Origin of the sequence: Maridesulfovibrio salexigens DSM 2638 (assembly GCF_000023445.1) — a bacterium.
GTDB classification, from domain to species: domain Bacteria; phylum Desulfobacterota; class Desulfovibrionia; order Desulfovibrionales; family Desulfovibrionaceae; genus Maridesulfovibrio; species Maridesulfovibrio salexigens.
In genome coordinates, this window is sequence record NC_012881.1 from 2,579,840 (window position 1) to 2,599,112 (window position 19,273).

21 protein-coding genes are annotated in these 19,273 nt (G+C 45.9%); 4 read left to right on the forward strand and 17 right to left on the reverse strand.

The window, feature by feature from the left end; translation table 11 throughout:
• Positions 1–158: 158 nt before the first annotated feature.
• The 12 genes from DESAL_RS11815 to DESAL_RS11865 all read right to left on the reverse strand — a co-directional run bounded on the left by DESAL_RS11815 (position 159) and on the right by DESAL_RS11865 (position 7,413).
• Complete coding sequence (locus DESAL_RS11815) at positions 159–1,826, reverse strand: portal protein (protein ID WP_015852219.1); 1,668 nt, start codon at positions 1,824–1,826, stop codon at positions 159–161.
• 3 nt (positions 1,827–1,829) lie between these two features.
• Entirely contained in the window at positions 1,830–1,946 is a 117-nt protein-coding gene (locus DESAL_RS20075; RefSeq protein WP_015852220.1) for a Com family DNA-binding transcriptional regulator, read from the reverse strand.
• Positions 1,943–2,422, reverse strand: coding sequence for a hypothetical protein (locus tag DESAL_RS11820; RefSeq protein WP_015852221.1), 480 nt, complete (start codon positions 2,420–2,422; stop codon positions 1,943–1,945). The genes DESAL_RS20075 and DESAL_RS11820 overlap by 4 nt, the downstream gene beginning before the upstream one ends.
• 9 nt (positions 2,423–2,431) lie before the next feature.
• A complete protein-coding gene (locus DESAL_RS11825) occupies positions 2,432–2,692 on the reverse strand; it encodes a hypothetical protein (protein ID WP_015852222.1) in 261 nt (86 codons plus the stop codon).
• Between the two features lie 2 nt (positions 2,693–2,694).
• Entirely contained in the window at positions 2,695–3,285 is a 591-nt protein-coding gene (locus DESAL_RS11830; RefSeq protein ID WP_015852223.1) for a GNAT family N-acetyltransferase, read from the reverse strand.
• Entirely contained in the window at positions 3,285–4,826 is a 1,542-nt protein-coding gene (locus DESAL_RS11835; protein ID WP_015852224.1) for a hypothetical protein, read from the reverse strand. Before DESAL_RS11835 ends, DESAL_RS11830 begins: the two co-directional genes overlap by 1 nt.
• Complete coding sequence (locus DESAL_RS11840; RefSeq protein ID WP_015852225.1) at positions 4,795–5,076, reverse strand: hypothetical protein; 282 nt, start codon at positions 5,074–5,076, stop codon at positions 4,795–4,797. Before DESAL_RS11840 ends, DESAL_RS11835 begins: the two co-directional genes overlap by 32 nt.
• A 150-nt stretch (positions 5,077–5,226) precedes the next feature.
• Positions 5,227–5,451 carry a hypothetical protein gene (locus DESAL_RS11845; RefSeq protein ID WP_015852226.1) on the reverse strand — a complete coding sequence of 75 codons (225 nt, stop codon included), beginning with the start codon at positions 5,449–5,451 and terminating at the stop codon, positions 5,227–5,229.
• Complete coding sequence (locus DESAL_RS11850; RefSeq protein WP_015852227.1) at positions 5,448–5,657, reverse strand: hypothetical protein; 210 nt, start codon at positions 5,655–5,657, stop codon at positions 5,448–5,450. Before DESAL_RS11850 ends, DESAL_RS11845 begins: the two co-directional genes overlap by 4 nt.
• Positions 5,650–6,039 carry a holin family protein gene (locus tag DESAL_RS11855; protein WP_015852228.1) on the reverse strand — a complete coding sequence of 130 codons (390 nt, stop codon included), beginning with the start codon at positions 6,037–6,039 and terminating at the stop codon, positions 5,650–5,652. Before DESAL_RS11855 ends, DESAL_RS11850 begins: the two co-directional genes overlap by 8 nt.
• Positions 6,039–6,242 (reverse strand): hypothetical protein, encoded by a 204-nt coding sequence (locus tag DESAL_RS11860; protein ID WP_015852229.1) that lies wholly within the window; start codon positions 6,240–6,242, stop codon positions 6,039–6,041. Before DESAL_RS11860 ends, DESAL_RS11855 begins: the two co-directional genes overlap by 1 nt.
• Positions 6,243–6,405: 163 nt before the next feature.
• Positions 6,406–7,413: a tetratricopeptide repeat protein gene (locus DESAL_RS11865; RefSeq protein WP_015852230.1), complete on the reverse strand. Its 1,008-nt coding sequence runs from the start codon at positions 7,411–7,413 to the stop codon at positions 6,406–6,408.
• Positions 7,414–7,731: 318 nt separating this feature from the next.
• Here DESAL_RS11865 and DESAL_RS11870 point away from each other — a divergent pair, with 318 nt between their 5' ends.
• Positions 7,732–9,444: a methyl-accepting chemotaxis protein gene (locus DESAL_RS11870; protein ID WP_015852231.1), complete on the forward strand. Its 1,713-nt coding sequence runs from the start codon at positions 7,732–7,734 to the stop codon at positions 9,442–9,444.
• Positions 9,445–9,491: 47 nt separating this feature from the next.
• On the opposite strand, the gene DESAL_RS11875 is transcribed toward DESAL_RS11870, so the two are convergent.
• A complete protein-coding gene (locus DESAL_RS11875) occupies positions 9,492–10,457 on the reverse strand; it encodes an MDR/zinc-dependent alcohol dehydrogenase-like family protein (RefSeq protein ID WP_015852232.1) in 966 nt (321 codons plus the stop codon).
• A 230-nt stretch (positions 10,458–10,687) separates the two neighbouring features.
• On the opposite strand from DESAL_RS11875, the gene DESAL_RS20610 reads away from it, so the two are divergent.
• Entirely contained in the window at positions 10,688–13,108 is a 2,421-nt protein-coding gene (locus DESAL_RS20610; RefSeq protein ID WP_015852233.1) for a methyl-accepting chemotaxis protein, read from the forward strand.
• Positions 13,109–13,180: 72 nt separating this feature from the next.
• Here DESAL_RS20610 and hpnA read toward each other — a convergent pair whose 3' ends face one another.
• Complete coding sequence (gene hpnA, locus DESAL_RS11885) at positions 13,181–14,173, reverse strand: hopanoid-associated sugar epimerase (protein WP_015852234.1); 993 nt, start codon at positions 14,171–14,173, stop codon at positions 13,181–13,183.
• 176 nt (positions 14,174–14,349) lie between these two features.
• Positions 14,350–14,979: a hypothetical protein gene (locus DESAL_RS11890; RefSeq protein WP_015852235.1), complete on the reverse strand. Its 630-nt coding sequence runs from the start codon at positions 14,977–14,979 to the stop codon at positions 14,350–14,352.
• A gap of 223 nt (positions 14,980–15,202) precedes the next feature.
• On the opposite strand from DESAL_RS11890, the gene DESAL_RS11895 reads away from it, so the two are divergent.
• Together DESAL_RS11895 and DESAL_RS11900 are read left to right on the forward strand one after the other, a co-directional pair.
• Positions 15,203–15,703 carry a hypothetical protein gene (locus DESAL_RS11895; RefSeq protein ID WP_041721847.1) on the forward strand — a complete coding sequence of 167 codons (501 nt, stop codon included), beginning with the start codon at positions 15,203–15,205 and terminating at the stop codon, positions 15,701–15,703.
• 22 nt (positions 15,704–15,725) lie between these two features.
• A complete protein-coding gene (locus DESAL_RS11900) occupies positions 15,726–16,277 on the forward strand; it encodes a YfbU family protein (RefSeq protein WP_015852237.1) in 552 nt (183 codons plus the stop codon).
• 79 nt (positions 16,278–16,356) lie between these two features.
• Here the strand turns inward: DESAL_RS11900 and DESAL_RS11905 are convergent, their stop codons facing one another.
• Both DESAL_RS11905 and DESAL_RS11910 read right to left on the reverse strand, forming a co-directional pair.
• Positions 16,357–18,099 (reverse strand): carbon starvation CstA family protein, encoded by a 1,743-nt coding sequence (locus DESAL_RS11905; protein WP_015852238.1) that lies wholly within the window; start codon positions 18,097–18,099, stop codon positions 16,357–16,359.
• A gap of 386 nt (positions 18,100–18,485) precedes the next feature.
• Positions 18,486–19,238 (reverse strand): N-acyl homoserine lactonase family protein, encoded by a 753-nt coding sequence (locus DESAL_RS11910; protein WP_015852239.1) that lies wholly within the window; start codon positions 19,236–19,238, stop codon positions 18,486–18,488.
• Between the last annotated feature and the right edge of the window lie 35 nt (positions 19,239–19,273).

The following is a 19,273-nucleotide window of genomic DNA, read 5'->3' on the forward strand; positions in this document are numbered from 1 at the left end:
AAAAATAATAACAGACACCCTCGATCAAGCATAGAAAGCACAAATAATCAAAAAAAGTCAAGTACATCAACATCTGAAGGAACCTAAAAATAAATCATTATAACGTCTCAGTCGTAATGCATGAAAAAAGCGGAGCCAAAATGACTCCGCTTTTGAAACTAATGTTGCATAATATGTCCGGCTTGATTGACCATCCCCTGCATCAGTTCTGGATTCAATCCAGAATAAGAAAGATCCTTAACTATGCCTGCCCCCATGGATGCAGCTTGCAGGCTTTGCTGCAATTGCTGTTCTTTTATGAGCATATCCTTGCGCATATTTCTCAACTTCTCCACCTCATCACCGGAACGAACAATACCGTTTGGAACTCCGATCAACTCCGCATAATCATCCACGGCCCGATCCATATCCACTTTATCCAGAACTTCGGGATTAGCCTTTGCCAGATTGCCTACAAACTGGGCCAGCGACTGGATAGACTGGGTGCCGACCATTTTCTGGGCCTGCGCCAGTACCGAGATGTAATCAATCTTAATATCCGCCCCTTCGAGAACAGAAGGTGCTTCCGGCAATTGACCGGAACGCATCAGTATACCGAAAACCCTGTCTATAAGCGGATCAAGAAGTTCCGTGTGCTGACGTTCGATAACCGGACCGAGTTGAATAAGTTTTTCCTCATGCCGCTCAGCCACCTCAGCAGCGGTGATGGTTCTCCGGTTGGTGCCAGCCATCATCATGAAGATATCGTTGTAAAAACCTTCACGAATTGCTGTTCGTACATCCTGAATCTTATTGCTGACCCCGGCAAGGTCCGGACGAACCTGATAAAGCGGGGAAACTGAATCCTGCTGGTTCTGCTCTACCGGGTTTTGACCGCCTGGAAGCAAATTCAACCGCCTTGAATACATGGAAGGTACTTTCATGGGTGGTCTGAGAGTCAAATGCACGGCCTGAATCTGGCTTTTGCTCATTTCCATAAGCATCTTCACATCCGCCAACACATCCATAGCCGGAGAACGTCCATACACATCCATAGCCGAAGTATCCCAACGCGGGGCCATGTAAGGATTCTCCATAAAACCACTCTCGGAGAGGACATGGCCACCGTGACCATTGAGTAGAAATACGGATTCAAAAGGCATATTCATGGTATCCATAAGCGCGATGTCGAATTCATCACGCGGCTGGACCACGTGTAAAACATCGAACCAATGATCGCGATTCATGTTCAGGCTGCTATGCACTGTAGCCGGCAGGTTTTGCATGCCAAATCTTTTCTCAAGCTGACGGGCGGTCATCTTGAATTCACGGTAAACCGTATCCACACGTCCTTGTGCGTCCGTGGCAAGACAATACTCTCCGGCGGTAAGGGTACGGAACCTGATCCCGCGTTCATCATCCGGCTCACAATAAAGAATCCCGGTACCGAACCCTGCCAATTCCGTATAAAGTGAATGGATACAGGAATAAAAATTACTGCGGGCCAGGGCTCGATACATTGTGTTTTCAACCTTGGAAATCCACTCCCGTACAGACTTATGCCGCGCTAAATCGCGATCTGAAATACCGAGCCTGAACCACGGCCTTGCCGGAGAAGTAAGCCCGCCCTGCAATCCAGCCGCGAGAATACGCAATGCTCTCGTGGCTGTGGAATCAATTATCTTGCCTGACCTAACCCTACCATCATTCGGGCGGTGACCGTCATAAACACCCTTGCGCGGCAGAATGTAATCGCTGATATCCTGCCAGTGCGATTCCCAGCTGTTGCGTTCCTGACGCAACCCCTGCAATCTCCTTAAATATTGATTGTTTTCAATGTGTCTCATGTATTAATTATCTCCGACAATCCTCACTATCTTCTTACACTTAGGGCACTTAACCTGAACCTCAACAACTTTGCCTTTCATCAAAAGCCTGCGACAAACCGGGCAACGATGCTCACTCATTTCATTACTCCTTTAGAACGATTCAAAAATTCCTTACTGATTGTGGCCTTGCCTGCCGCCCCGTCAGGTCCGGTCAGAATTGTCTTCTTACGACCGAGGGCATGCACCTTGCGCATGCGCCCTTCAGATTCTTTGCGCCGTGCCAGCTTAGCTTCAAATTCAGCATTCTGACGATCTACTTCCCGCTGCCGGATATCGTTAGGGTGCAACCATTCACCGTCAATCCTGCTGTATCCGGCATTCTGCATTTCACCGGGAGTGTACCAATGTCCTGTCTTTTTCGAAAAAGTCCAATCTTCCGGGGCGCGCCAGTCCGCAGGGGCGGTAAGCCCCTCTGTTGATGATGACGGATTGGTTCCATAGGTATAACGATGCCATTTGAAATAACCGTTAAAACCGGGGGAACCGTTGGCAAACCAGACATTGGACTGCCCTTCCTTTGCTGCAGGGAGATCGGGCCTGTAATAATCAGCCATAAATCCCCCCTACTGACCAAGCTTGGTCTTTTGGGCCTGCAAATTCTGGGTAGCTGTTGCCAGCTGTCCGGTATCGCCCTGTCCGCCGGTCAGCACGGTGGCGCTACGCCCTTTTTTCATGCGCTCCATCTCACGCATCCTTTTGGCTTTCAGCTCTTCCTCACTCTTGGTGATAGCTTCCATCTTTGGTGGTTCAGGTGCCGGAGCCACCGGGGGTGCCGGTGGCGGTGATACTGGTGAAGTTGGTCCTTTTCCTCCTCCGCCTCCCATAATCATTCTCCTTGTTTGAAATTTTCTGTTTCGGGCATTGCGCCCGCTTTATTCCTGACCGCACAAAAAATTGCGGCATCCATACTTTTATCATCAGCCGCCAGATAAGCGGCCTGCGGGAGGATTCCCACTTTAGTAAAACCGGACCGCTCTGCCATGCGGCAAGCCAGCGGATTAGTCACTGGTATCAAACCCTTTATGCAGTCGAAAACATACCCACCCGCTACGTCAGTAACTGACAATAGATGTCGCAAAACCCCACGGCCCATCAGCAAAGTTCCCTTGCCGTGAAATCCGGGCATTATTGCGAGATGCACGAAACATGATTTCGAAGTGAAACCGTTTAGCCAGAACAATCCGGCAGGTTGCTGATCCTTGAATCCGAAAAAGAAATGCTGATCTTCACGGAGGACGAGATTCTGGAAATCGCGGAAATTTTCCACGGTTCCATCATAAAATATTACCGGGATTTGTCCGGCCTTGCGCATTGTTTCCCAGAACCAGTGCAGATGACCATCCGCAAGGGATTGCGTGCCGTCAAAATCCCTGAATTTATAAAATTTAAAACCTCCGTCCACTTCAAATCCGTACATCACCCCGCCCCCGTAAAAATGTCGTAATCCATCAGGGCCTGCATATCCTCCTGCTGTTCCAGCACATGGCTTTCCTTGGGGAAAACAGCCCCTAATGCAGGATCCAGAATACGAGCCATGCAGTCGAGCATGTCATCGTGCGGAGCCACAGGAAAAGCGAGGTATTCGTCATCAATAAACTCACGCACAAGATCCCTTTCCCGTCCTTGATGATCCATGAACCGCGCCTGCCACGGAAGATAGAACCGCGCCTGCTCGAACAGCGGAACCAGCTTTCGTATACGGTCAGCCTTGGGAACATTCCCGCCCAACGGATCAATGGCAAAGCGGTAATTCTGCTCATTCATCACGTAGCGCATATGCTCCACATCAGCCTGCTGACCGTATTTTTCGTAGCCCACCGCCAACGGCGAATAGGTTCGGTGCAAGCGGAACAAAGCCCGAGCACGTTCGGTAAGATTCAAGCGATCGCGGATACCATCGATCAAATAGTAATTACGGTCCGGCCCCAGCCCGACAACCAGCATTACCGTATAGTCGCTGCCGGATTTCTTCTCACTTGCCGGGTCCACCAGAAGATAGCGATTGAACTGCTGCCAACGGGTTTTACCCTTGCTGTCACGAGGGTCCCATCGGCTGATCCATTCTTCTCGAAATCCTTGCACATCATCAGCGCGAGGGTCCTGCATCATCTGGCAACCGAACACATACGGCCCCATTTCCCGCCTTTTGGTCTGCAATTGTTCCTTGGTCAGCAGCACCGGATCACCCTCCATAGTTCCGTCCGCAGTTGCCGGATATACACGGGCGATCGCAGCTTCACGCTTCATCATTTCACGGTAAGTATCGTTGAAATGATAGCGGGTTCCGATATAACGCTTAATACCTTCGCGGGTTCCAAGGTTGATTGACAAAGCCCAAGCCTCGGTGGTCTTAAAAATCATATCCGGCGAAGAAACCGACTCGCGGGTGACCACATCATCATAGATGAGTCTTGAAAAATGCTTGCCAGTTGGCTGACCGTCCACCAATCCCCATGCCTCAACTGTTGCTTCCTTGGGGTTGGATTTTCTCTTAACGATAATCCCGTCTTCTTCCGACCATTTAGGAGAATCCTTTTTAGGATTGGCCCAAAGCACATTGGGATAACACTGCTTGAGCAGTTCATTACGCTCAAATTCCTGCTTGATCTGGCGCAGAAATCCCTTGGCAACAGGACGTGTATGGCTGAAAATTCCTACCGTAACTTCAGGGTCTCGCAAGATATCCTGTACAGTCAGGGCAAAAGTAATAATGGTCGATTTGTAATGCTCACGGGACCAAAGATCGAGATGTCCGTCAGGATTGGCCTGCACTTCCCGGCAACGTTCAAAGACCCATTCATTGTTGGCATCTCCACGCCCAAGCAGTCTGGTCAGCAGAAAAAAAAGATCATTACGCCCAAGTTCAGCCATAACCAACAACGGTTCTTTCTTTGCTTCAGCTTCGCGCAGAATCTCGGCGTACCACTTATTTGCGCTGTCCAGACCCGTAAACTTCATCAAGCTTCTCCCTTAACTCCGGACTGATGCTGCCGTTTTTCTTCACACTTTTTGCCGCTGTGTTATCTTTTTTGGCATCACCGATGCCCCACGCTTTGCGCTCCATGTCGTGCCGCTTGTGCATAATATCGAGCTTGGCTTTCAGATCCTTAACCATGTCAGAATCATCACCCTCTACAGCCAGTGCGAATACCTCCCGGAACCGGTCCAGTTCCTCTTTCTGTTTTTTTATGACTTCGTTCTTCGTCACTATTTTCTCCAAAAACATTTAGTTGATGCGCTACGCGCTTTTAATCGATTTGATTTCACCTTTGGCGGCCAAAGGGAATAATCCCCTTTGGAATCCTTAGTCATTTATCTGGATTCCTTTCATTAGGCTGTGCAAAGGCGATAAGAGCTGCTAATGCATCCATCCATCGTCTGGCAGGCAGGAAATTTCCGCCTCCGCCCGTTTCATGCATTTGCGGCAGAGCCTTGACTTGCGGACAATCTTGCGTCCGCCAAAGCTGACCTCGACCCTGAAAGGTTCCAGTACATCGGTGCAGCCGCAACGCTCGCACCGTTCACCTTCAAACATCCCGCCGATCCATGCCGAAGCTTCCGCTAATATGGCTATCCCGATCATTTGAAAGCCTCGTAAGTTACGCGTGCAGCGACTCCAGCAACAACGGCGGCGGTTCCCCAGACAGCCCTTTCAAGATTACGAAACTTCTCAGCGTGGGTATGGCACCGCCGTGCTCCATTAATCTCTGCGATATCTTCCTGAATGGACTTGACCCGTTCATCAATTCGGATGAGCAGGTCTTGCAACTCACTCCTTTCCTCAACCATTTTTCTCCCTCCATGTTTTTGCGACTTTCTCTGCGCTGCGCCCGACTACGTACCCCCCAAGACCAAGTTCCATAAGCGACCAAAGCTGCGCTGGAAGTTCCAAATGCGGAGCCTTGGCCCAAAACAAAGCAAGGTAAGGATAAAGAAGATAATTGTTGGCTACGATGGCAACAATGGTCAGCATCAGAATAGGGCGCCATGAACGCTGCAACCAGTTACCGGACATCTCCGCCATCATGATCTTGACCCTCGACTCAAGGTCCGCCAGCTCTCCCCGGTTCTGCATTTCCATAAGCCGAAGCTTGGCTTTTTCACGCTCGCCTGCATCAGGCCAAATCTTATCGATTATTGTCGAGCCGAGATCGAGAATTGAACCGATCATCACGACACCTCAACTCCTCTTTTGCCAACCTTCACTGCTCCGGAATAGATAGAATTAACCTTGTGTCGCTTATAATCGAGAAGGGAGTTTCCGCTTTCCAGCCAGTCAGGATGTTCCTGAATAAAGGCTGCATAGTTTTTAATGGTTCGCCGCGTCTCAAGCGGATAAAGCGCAGCGAGTGTTGCTGCTTTGATTTCTTTCATTATTTCGTCCTCCTTTACCTATAAGATAATTGGCCGGACGGACCTGAATCAGAGGACTGGGGTCCGCCCTCAGGACTTTTCTGAAAATCAGGCAAAAAAAATCCTCCCCGGCAAAACCGGGGAGGACAAATGTAAACCCTACAAAATTATTTTTTATTTGAACCTATCGCACAAGACTATCCAGCCCTTGAACATGGTTCCCATCAGGGAAAAGTTCTTCATATCGCCGTACATATTCGGCAGCCTTTTCATTCTGACCGAGTTGCATAAAACAACGAATCGCACCATAGAGGGCGTTCTCGTAATATGGTGTATTATGATACTCGCGAATGATCCTGCGATAGGAACGCAATGCTCCGTTTACATCATTCAGATGATAAAAATATAATCCCCCAATCTGAAGAAGGACCTCACCCTTAACATTCTGTCTCGAAGTAAGCTCTTCTGCGATGAGCAGAGCAGTTTCAGCATCAGCGGCTTTTCCGGCGTCAGCCAGATAATGAGAATAGTTTATGATCCAACGTGCAAGAATTTCATTAAGTTGTGCCTGCCCTCTCAATGAGGGTGGAATCTCAATTGAAGTCAGCAAAGACAATCTGTCCCGAGCCTGGGACAAACCTGAAGACTTGCTGAATGTAAACACAGGCAGCGGTTTACGCCCCGCATAAGTTGCAGTCATCTGCCTTGCATCAAGAACGGCGGTGGCTCTATCTGACTGCACATCCACACGTCCTTCATCTAGAAAATAAAATCCGGCGTTACCTTTTTGAGTCAGTGAAATATCAGTACCCCTAATACCGATTAATGATCTGGGCGTGGCTATATAAGAACCTTCACGCTTACTTAATATGGCCCGCAAAACACCACGATAGAAAGTTCCGATAAGATTCTTTTCATCATCTTCAATTTCCCCGCCAAGCTTAAATTCACTGTTCCCACCAAAACTCATGGTCGATCCTGCGTCCAGACGCAAAACAGCCTTTCCATCCGGTCCTGTGCGCAACACATCCCCGACCTGCACTTGCTGACCTATCTGTACCTGAACGAAAAAGTCCTGATTACAACGACACAGCTCTACCCTACCGATTATTTTCTCGAATGATGCGGCATAAGCCACAGTATTAATCATCAAGAACAGTAGAACAAACAAAATGATACGAATGCGTTGCATGGAAATCTTCCCCTTTCATGAAAAGATTGAAGAGAACCGTAAATCAAAGAAAAATATACTTACTCCTCAACAATATCACATCACGCTCATGGAGACTACGAAAGACCAAAGCCAAAACTCCTCACGCACCTAGCCAAGACCATTTGGTATGTAGCCATATCCCCTATCTCTTCACAACAATCATAGGCACCCAATAAACACAGCCTATCAATAATAAGTATAACAACACATTATCATAGAAATTATATTTAATCTGTGTCAACTATCAGGAATGAAAATTACTATCATCAGCCAATATATAAACATGAGGATATACTAATGAGCTTAAAAATTCGTCTTACACTCTCCGTAATAGCTATGTTTGCAATAATTTTTTGCATGTTTGCGGGGACTACTTATGTCGCTTTCAAACAAAAAGATGATGGACTTGTAATAAACCTTGCCGGCAGACAGCGCATGCTCTCCCAAAAGATATCAAAAGAAGTCATGCTTTATATGCTGGACAGCAGCCAGGAGCACAAAAAGCTTGTCCATAAAACAGAACAAATATTTTCAAAAACACTCGCTGCTTTGACCAACTCCGGCCAAGCCCCACTGACTCTCAATATAAACGGTCCAGCAGCTTCTATCCCAAAGCCTGACGCAACTGTGGCTGTTCAGCTTAGAAAAGTGGACGCCGTATGGAATAGTTACTCCAATATGGTCAACAAAATTCTTGTCGGCTCACAACAAGTTGCCCCTGACGCCCTTTCCGCTAAAAGCCTGGAGCTTTTGAAAGAAATGAATACAGCAGTGGTCATGCTGCAAAAAAATGCCGAAAACAATACCAGAATGCTGGTCTATATGCAGATTGGATTCACAGTTCTGGCGATTTTATGCGTGATAGCTGTGCTTGTTATGCTGCGAAAAAGGATATCCAGCCCGTTGGAGCGATTAAAAAACTACGCCCTGGCTGTTGCAGGTGACAACCTTGATGCTGAAATATCGGGTAATTACGAAGCAGAACTTCTTGAATTGAAAAATGCTATCAGCGATATGGTCAATACAATCTCACAAACTATTGCTGAAGCAGTAGAAAAAGGCGAACTGGCTGAAGCAGCTTCACGTAAGGCAGAGCAAACGCTCGTTGAAGTTCAACAAAAGCAAAAAGAAGTGGAAGAGCTGGTTTCCTCAATGGAAAGTGGCGCAGAAGAAGCTAGTAATATTTCCAATGAGGTTTTTGAATCATTGAGTGAGCTGGCAGCGCAGGTTGAACAGGTAAACAGAGGTGTCGATGTACAGCGCGACAGACTTACCGAAACAGCAACCGCAATGGAAGAAATGAACAGCACAGTGCTTGAAGTAGCTCACAACGCTTCAAACGCCGCTGAAAGTGCTGATCAATCACGCAAGAATGCTCAAACAGGTGCACAAGGAGTATCCCGAGCAGTTTCCTCCATTCAACAGATACAAACCCGTATCACTGGTTTAAAAGAGACAATGAACACTCTGGGCCAACAAGCTGACAGCATCGGTCACATCATGGACGTAATTACAGACATTGCCGACCAAACAAACCTTTTAGCCTTAAATGCAGCAATTGAAGCTGCCCGTGCAGGAGAAGCCGGGCGAGGTTTTGCGGTAGTAGCAGATGAAGTTCGCAAACTGGCTGAAAAAACAATGGATGCAACAAAAGAAGTTGAGACAGCAATTTCAGGCATTCAGGCAAATGCCAAGGAAAATATCAACGCAGTTGAACTCGCAGCCGGAGATATTACCGAAAGCACAGATGCAGCTTCTGAATCCAAAAAATTCATGGATGAAATTGTTGATATAGTTGATGAGACAGCTGGACTTATCCAGTCGATTGCCGCAGCCAGCGAGCAACAGTCTGCCACATCCGAAGAAATAAACCGTGCGCTGGGAGACATTTCCACTGTTGCCTCAGAAACAGCTCAGGGAATGAATACTTCAGCCGACGCCTTACAGGAAATCAGCGACAACGTAGAACGACTGAACTCAGTAGTACAACAACTGGCTGTTTCCAAATAACAAACAAAAAACGGCCTGCAAGATCTCATGATATTGCAGGCCATCCTCTACATTCTAACCAGAACCTTCAATGCACCCTTGCCCATAGCGCGCTCAAATGCATCATTGAAATCTGCAAAATCGTACTCCGCTTCGATCAAGCCGCTCACATCAATCATGCCCTGCTCCAACACATTCATAGCCAGAGCGATGTCACCGCAACGGGAGCCGACAATGGAAATCTCATCAACCACCAGCTTGGCGAGGTTGATTGAACTGGGCAGATGCGAAGTGGTCTTGGCAACGACAGTTCCTTCCGGACGCACAAAATCAAGGGCGTAATTAATACCTTTCTCACTGCCTGTAGCTTCCACCACCAAATCAAATTTATCCCATTTTTCAGATAGCGCAGTAAGCTCCTCAGGATCACTGATACAATGGATTTTCACACCTTGCTGGGCAGCAATCGTAAGCTTATCCTCATGCTTACCGACAAGCAGAACATTAGGATTGTATAGTTTCAGAGCCAGCGCAGTCAGCAATCCCAGCTTTCCATCTCCAAGCACCATTACCCGCATATCCCCGGTTACATGAATCTGCTGGCTGACCTCCAATCCGGCGGCAAGAGGCTCTGCAAAAACAGCAGCCCGGTCCTCAACATTATCCGCAACCACACAAAGATTTTCCGCAGGTGCTTTCAGGTACTCGGCAAATGCACCATCATGATTGACTATACCGATAACAGTTCGGTTGGGAGCATGCCTATGGTCTCCCTTAAACGCTCCTACCGGACAGTTAATATCTGCCACAACGCGCTTACCTACCAGCTCCGGCCTATCGGGGCATTCTTCAACTTCGGCTACGAACTCATGGCCGGGAACACCTGCAAATCCGTAATACCCCTTATGTAATTCAACATCCGTATTACAAATCCCGGACAGCCGGACTTTGAGCAAAGCTTCGCCGGAAGTAAGCTGCGGTTTATCCCGTTCAACAAAATCAATTTTCCCATTTTCAAAATATATTGCGCGCATGTAAGGCCCCAAACTTAGACAATTAAATGTAAGAATCGACAAAACAAATCATACGGTCACTATATGTGATTTTTTTCTCAAACAAAAGTTCTACATTATACAAAATATATATTTTCCAATCGACAGATTGTGAACCTGAGAACTTTAACATTAAAAATTGATTTAATTTCAAAATAATGTACGAGTCTGCCATCTTTGAAAATCTATTATTTCCAATCTCGGAGGCACACATGAAAATCAGTCATAAAATATTGCTACCACAAGCAGTTGCAATTATTTTCCTTGGATGTTTGAGCGTTGTTATTATCAGTTCATCATTTAAATCCATGAAAACAATGCATATAGCTACCGTTGTGAACAGTGCCTTCGAATCAGTTTTAAACAAGGTTGAAAACTCAGCTAAATCTGCACAGGAAACAGCAGCACTATTTGCAGGTTCCCCTGAAATTATCGAGGCTTTTACGATTGCCCACACCGGCGACATAAGTGATGAGCGTTCAGAACAATCTCAAGCCGCACGCGATCATATCCGCGAATTCATGCATGACGAACTGAGCAATTACAAATCAGTCAGCGGAAAAAAACTGCGCCTGCATTTTCACCTGCCCAATGGACGAAGCCTTGTCCGACTCTGGCGAGACAAGCAAGCCAAACGATCAGGCCAGTGGGTAGACATCTCAGATGATATATCCAGCTTTCGCCAGACAGTCCTTGATGTAAACAGGCAAGGGCTCCCCTTGGGCGGTATTGAACTTGGTCGCGGAGGATTTGCAATCAGAGGTCTTGTTCCGGTGAAGGACAATACAGGCAAAATCCTCGGATCTGCTGAAGTCCTGAACAGCTTTGCCCCAATCCTGCAAAGTGTAAAAGACGCTGGAATGTCTGCAATGCTTTTCATGAACAAAGACAAACTTAGCACTGCAACATCCCTTAAAGACACCTCAAAATATCCTATTGTCGGCAGCGATTATGTATTTGTCAGCGGCACAAACAAAAATAAAGATTTTTCAATCATAACCAAAGATCTTCTTGATAAAAGCCGCAATGAACGAGTTGTTATTCAACTTGAGAACTCGGCAATAGCCACCCTGCCAGTCCGGGATTACCTTGGAAAACAAATCGGCGTACTGGTCGGCATCGTCGACTTGAATGAAATGGCAGCTCTTTCCGGCAAAGCAAACAAAGTCCTTTTGGGCTGTGTTGCCGCTATGCTCATCATACCCCTTTTAATGATATACTTTACCCTGCGCGGACAGGTAGTAAAACCAGTTGAAGCAATCAGAAACAAAATCAAAGACATTAATGAAGATCGTGCAGACCTCTCCAGCCACATAAACATCAAATACAAAGATGAAATTGGAAGCATGACTGAAGAGTTCAACTCTTTGTTGGGCAAAATTTCAACAATGGTTAATGAAATGCAGCTTTATGTTGATGTGGTCAACTCTGTTCCCGACCCTATCTTTGTTGTAGATAAAGACTTTAATCTAATCTTCGCGAATAAGCCGGTTATCGACTTCACAGGAATGACAGAACACAGCCTTAAAAGTTCAAAATGTCATAATATTTTTAACTCTGACATCTGTAACACCAATAAATGCCCGGTAGAAATGTCCCGCAGAAGCGGCAAAAGAGAAATCACAGAAACCACCAAGTTAACCGATCAAAACGGCAACACAATTTATGTTCAGCCTGTCTCCGATAGTATTAAAGACTCAAACGGAGAAATCGTAGGCTACTTTGAAGTCGCCCGCATCGTAACGGAACTAGTGCTCAAAGAGAACGACATCAACAAACAACTGCAAAAAATCAACGATGTCCACGAATCCGTGAGAGAAGCATCAAACAACATCTTTAGCCGTTCCGAAGAAATGGGACGCGAAGTGGACGATGTTGATAGTGCAGCGACTGACCAACAAAGACTTCTTTCAGAAACAGTGGCTGCCTTTGGACAAATGAATGCCAGTGTTCTCGATATAGCCGAAAATGCATCTCTTGCAGCGGGCAAGACGCAGGAAACTAGAGATAAGGCCGAAGAAGGTGCTCGCATCGTAATGGATGCTTCAACGGCAATTAATTCAGTGCAAACCCAAACTGAAACCATGCGTGCAAGCATGACCGAACTGGAGGAACAAGCTGAAAAAATCGGTACTGTCCTCAATGTGATCAACGACATCGCAGATCAAACAAACCTGCTGGCCCTTAATGCTGCGATTGAAGCCGCACGCGCCGGGGACGCTGGACGAGGATTTGCCGTTGTTGCTGATGAGGTGCGCAAACTGGCTGAGAAAACAGTTGAAGCTACGAAGGAAGTTGAGACGGTAATTATAGGAATTCAGAATCAAGCAGGCACAACTCGCCAATTAACGGAAAAAACTAACAATCTGGCAGAACAAGCTGCTGAATTTGCAAATATATCCGGAAAATCACTGCAATCAATTGTTGATCTGGCTCATGATTCAGCATCAAGCGTAAGCAACATCGCTACAGCAGCAGAAGAACAATCAGCCAGCTCTGAACAAATCAACAGAGCAATGTCAGAAGTTAATGAACTTGCGGTTAAAGTTGCGGATAGGGTCAAGAATTCAGTTGAGTCACTTAATGGAATCATCAGGCTGGCAGAAAAGCTTGGCGATGAAGCCGGCAAATAAAAACGTACTCCAAATCAAAAAGCCCCCGATAACCTTCTGGTTATCGGGGGCAAATTAATTGCTGCGAAAAATCTAATCAAGCATCTGCTGATCCTTAAACCAGTAGACCGCATCCTGAACCGCTTCCAAAGCCGGACGATGAGTGTAACCCAACTCTTTTTCAGCCCGCTCAGAGCTATAATACATCTTTTTAGATGCCATGCGTACACTGTCCATTGTTGCCACAGGATTCTTGACCAATCCAAGCCTTGCTAAAACTTCTCCAGTGAACCCAGCGAGATACATCACGAACTGCGGGACCTTAAATCTCGGTCCGGGCTTGTCTGTGATCCGTGCTGTCATGGCAAACAAATCTTTAAGGCTAATATTATCACCACCAAGGATATATCTACGGCCAATCTTACCCTTCTCCAAGGCAAGCAGATGACCAAGGGCGATATCATCAACATGGGCCACATTCAGACCAGTATCAGCGTAAAACATTCCACCGTCACGAGCAGAATTAAGCACCATGGTTCCTGTAGGAGTCGGCCGCGAATCTCCCGGACCAACCGGAGTTGAGGGATTCACAATCACAGCCGGAAGACCCTCTTCCCGGACCATCTCCATAACCACTTTCTCGGCTAAGAATTTAGATTTCTTATATGGACTGATCATATCCGCAACAGTTGATTCAGCGTCCTCGTCAGCAGGACTACCATCAGCATTACAACCGAGCACGCAAACACTGGAAGTGTAAACAATACGCTCCACACCTTCTTCAAGAGCTTTATGCATAAGCAAACGCGTGCCTTCAACATTAGTACGGGTCATGCTTTCCGGGTCCGGCACCCAGAGGCGGTAATCCGCTGCCAGATGAAAAAGATATTTACAGCCCTGCAAAGCTTCTTCAAGTGCAGACTCGTTATTCAAATCTCCACTTATAAATTCCACTGGTTCCTTAACAAGCTGCTGCGCCCGGACCTTATCGCGGACAAGAGCTTTAATATGGAATCCCTTTTCAGAAAGAATTTTGACAAGACGTGACCCAATCAATCCGGTCGCCCCGGTGATCATTACGTTCATAATATATGGTTGTTTATTGGTAAGGTATCGATATGAAATATTTTACTGGACCTGTTCAGCTTTCCTAAGAGGGACTTATACGAGCAGGAGTAATTTACAGAAAGCCGTGCCTGCCGCTTGCAGGAATGAATGAAGGAATGGTTTGTGTCAAGTTTGGAATTGTAAATAAATATTACTCAATCCAATTCATCAAGAAAATTATCATTGTGCGCAGCCTTAAGCCCGGCCCGTATTTTTGCTTCAATTTCATGATAAAGATGCGGAGGACAGTCCATATAAAAAGGCTTACTGTACCATGTACCCTTAAATTTTATGACACAGTCATCAGGATACCATTTGATATTCGTCATATCAGCAAAACTGATTTCAACATACTCATCAGTTTTCGCCAATATCCCCTGCCCCATAGCTTGAGGATTTTCCATCATAGCAGCCAGAACGACTATCCCATTGGCTGCATCTTTCATCTTTCCCGTAAACATCCGAGAGAAGACAGACTTATCAGATACTCCGAATTGATAATGAAAAACATGCCCCACCAAAGCAAGGGCCACAAAAATCAGCACCCCGAATCCACCTATGGCAGCAATAGAAATATAAAGAGCTGTCTGAAGCTCTCCCATACCTCCATCGACAAAAACAACGATAAAGCCCATCAAAACAATGAACATCACCAAGACAGCAAAGAGTAATTTACCGAACTCCAGCATTCGATATTTATCCGCAAGAATATGCTTGGCGTTCCAGTTCCAGATTATCCCTGATTCATTGATGGTTATATCTGTAGCTCTGTCTTCTGGTTTCATAGGGTGCGCTCCCTGTTTAGGGGCTATGGTGCCTATTGCCACTATAGCCAAGTATAAAAGGTACGTATATTAAAAACCACTAATAATTAAGCGAGCTAAAACACCAAATCGCCCAAACTAACTTCAGCAGACCAATATATTTAAACATCTCATATATACTTATCTTTACCCATCAATATCATTATGATACTAGAGATCAAAATAACACTTAAACATTACTAGCATGCCAGAAAATTTAGAAACATCATCCTACATCGTGTCAATTGGCGCAGGTTTAATTACCATTTTTGCTTGCATATGGTCATGCATACAAGCAAATAGGGCAAAAAGCTTTGCGGATATGGCAAGTTCTATCATAAAAAACAAACGCGATCTTTCTGAAGCATCTGAGTTATACAATCAGACCAAAACAATATGGAACACTATATCCAATATTGGACCATTTTCATCAAAAAATTTAAATGGCTACAACACCGTAAAAACAGCCGAAGAACTAGGGGAATATCTTAGTTTTGTGAATGAACGACGTACCTTATTTGAACCTCATGCAGAAAACCCAGCTTCAAAATTATATGAAGACTTAAAGGACGAAATCCCCAAACTATCTAATGCCAATCAATCACTTGAAATAATTAAAATTGGAACCAGAATATATTGGGAGATTGATAAATTTAAAGCTTTGGTGAAAGAAATTAAAGATCAAAAAAATGAGACCATAGATTAACTGTACGATAAGGAGAATGAATATGCATATTAGTGATGGTGAAAAACTCATTCTATTAATGCTCAGCGACTTGCATGACAAACTTGAAGTTGAAAGTGAACTTGACCCAGAATTTATTCGTTCTGCTATCCTCAAAGAAAAAACCTGGGGTATCCCGTGGAAATACCCTGGCATACAGTTTGAAGACAAGTCTGCACCAGTTGAACTAAGTCAGGTTTTAGACATACTAGACATGTGGACCTCAGTCGAACATAGCTATGCCCAGCTAAATTCCGAAGAAAAAGCCTACGTTCACGAGCAAGCTAAACCTTTTGGCAATGACCCAAAATTCAAGGGATTCGACGGAAACAATGAAACCGAATACATGAGCATCGCCTATTTTTTGATTAATGATCTAGATAGATTTACGAACTTCAAAGGCAGAGGGCTCAATTCCCATGTGCCATCAATGGAAACATATTCTAGAATGACTGCTACATTTAAAAAAATTGTCGATAAAACTTCTTCATTTCAACTTTCGAAAGAAGACCTTGCTAAAGTATTAAAAGAAAAAATTCACCCCGAAAACAGATAAAAACACCCCACAAAAACACCCCCGGCAACCAAAGGCTGCCGGGGGCTTATTCATTCCTAGTATGTGCTGAAACAATCAACTAGGCGCTGTTAGCTGCTCCATGCGCATCTTCATCTCCGCCATAAACCTTCTTCATGATCAGATAGGTTTCAGCAATCATCCAGATTTCGAGCACGAAGACAATCAAGCCGACTATGAAGAGCAGCCATTTACCTCCGGCATAGAATTTCTGGAGGTTGAAAACCATCGCCCAACCGGTCATGGCGATCATAAAGACCATGGGAATACCGGTGTAAATGGCTTTAACTTTTTTACGTGCAAGGTAAACAGTAATGATCAGCAAAGCCAGTGCTGCCAGCAACTGGTTTACAGTACCGAACAACGGCCAGAGAGCCAGTGCGCCTTTTTTCAACGCGCCGATGGAGAAACCGCCGTTAAAGCAAAGTATGGCAGCAGTACCGACCGCAATCAAAGTTGCGGGAACAGCACCGGACAAGGCTGGCATTTTATATGCCTGAGCCAACTCGCCTACAACGTAACGCTGAATACGGGTTGCACTATCAAGAGTGGTAGCTGCGAAGCTGACAAGGAACACACCCATGATTGCAAGCGCGATATTTGCAGGGATACCGTAGCTGGCCATAAGGTTTGCAGAGCCTTCAACAAAAGCACCAAGCTTTGCGCCAAGTCCGGCTGCGGAAGCCCATGATGCGTAGTGGGTGGTAAAAGCAGCTGTTCCGGTCAGGAACTGACCGTCAGCAGTGTGCTTGCCAAGTCCAAGCCCCGCACCGACAGCAACGATAACAAGGATAGACAGCGCAGCTTCCATAAGCATGGAACCGTAACCGATCATACGGGAATCGCGCTCGGTCTCGCACTGCTTGGCGGAAGTTCCGGAACTGACCAGTGAATGGAAACCGGAAATAGCACCACAAGCGATAATTACGAACAGAAAGGGCAGCATAGGAGGAGCACCCTGCGGATCAAGATCCAGTGCCGGAGCTACGAATGTGGGATGAGCCACAACAGCACCGACAACCAACAGAATAAGAGCTACGAAAAGCTGGTGTCCGTTGATGTAGTCACGAGGCTGCAAAAGGGTGGTGACCGGAAGAATGGACGCGATAAATGCGTAGACCAGCATAATCAAAGTCCAAACTACGATAGGGTTCATACCTGCGATGGCGGGCATTTTGAAAGGCAGATAAACACCGACCACAACAAATGCGTACATAGCGATAAGAGCAAGAATGGACCAAACGGTATGGTTCGCACCTTTCTTATACATGAGCCATCCAAGGCCGATGGCAATGGGAACCTCACTCCAGACCGGAATTACCGCGGCAGGATACATATTGAAAAGAATAGCGATGATCAGTGCAAATACGGCAATAACAATCAGAAGTTCAAAAAAGATAATAATCAAGAACAATGAACGTACGCGATTGTTGAGCAGTCCTGCTGCGAGATCACCAACAGAACGGCCCTGATTGCGTAAGCTGACTACGAGAGAACCGAAGTCATGAACAGCACCCATGAAAATGGCACCGAAGAAAACCCAAAGAACAGCGGGCACCCAACCCCAGATAATAGCAATTGCGGGACCTACAATGGGACCAAGTCCGGCAATGGAAGTAAAATGGTGCCCGAAGAGCACTTCCTTTTTAGTAGGAACAAAGTCTTTACCATCCTCAAGTTCACAGCTGGGACAAACCTTGTTCTCATCAACCTGAAAAATTTTTTTAGCCAGAAATTTGCCATAGGTATGATACGCTACAATATACCCCACAAAGCAAAGACCGGCGATAACGAGTGAGTTCACCTCAATACCTCCAAAGAAAAAAGAACCAATACAGGCAGAAAGACATGATATCTTTCCGAAACCACACACTATACAAGCACCCTGCTTCTAAAACCCGTTCCGGATTCAAACCGCCCGTTGTTAGAAAACAACATTAAATCTATGAATCCGGCCCCCTCGGGACAGCAGTGGGCACTCATAATAATTTTAGGACTCTACTACCTAAATTATTTCAGCATGAATTACCAGTTCCCTTTTAAAAACCTCGTAACCACAACCGTTTGCAATTTCACGATTCAAAATAACACATGAGATATTAGCGATTAACCTGCAACAAGTTCACCGAAAATCGTTTTTACGCAAATAATGCACCCACAATTTAATTGCAGAATCATTGCAGCGCACTCTTAAGTACCTTCCACCACATCAACCTTGGCAAAAGCTGGCTCATGCAGCGGAATAAGAATATCGGCCATTTCTTTGACCTGCAGCATGATGTCATAAGCTTTATAGGTATTAACCGAAGTCCCCGGAGGAATAACTTCCATCTCCATGCCCCGTATTTCCGGCGGAGGGTTGAAGTTCTCCATAATCACGCAGAACCCGGTAATGGCAGCCAGTCCGCCTGCGGTATCAATCATAACAGTCATTCCGCCCGGTGTATGTACCGGGGTATGTATCATGCGGATGCCGGGAGCCACTTCGTAATCGCCGTCAACAGCGACCACCTGTCCGGCCTCCTCCACATCCTCCACGTAATCTTCCAGATAGCGGAAATCCAATGGATGCGGATCGTGCACGTGATCAAGTTCCTTTCTATGCACATAAAATTTTGCATTGGTGCATTTGTAATCGTTCTCGCAATGGTCATTATGCAGATGGGTATGAATAACAATATCGATATCTTCAGGTTTGAGTCCGAACTTTGCCAGTCCGTCTTCGAAAGTATGTATTTTGCCACCAAGATCAGCTTCTCGGTCCTCGGAAATAATGGGCTGCATTTCGCCGGTATCTACAAGAATCTTCTTATCGCCACCCTCCAAATACCAGCTATATATGGGAATGATGTATGGCTGACCGTAGTCATGTTGATAGGTCATCATACCTTTGTCAAATCTCTTGGTACCCACAACGATGGGGTGAATTCTGTATTTGGACATTGTCAGCTCCTTACCCGGACAGCTATCCGCCTGAT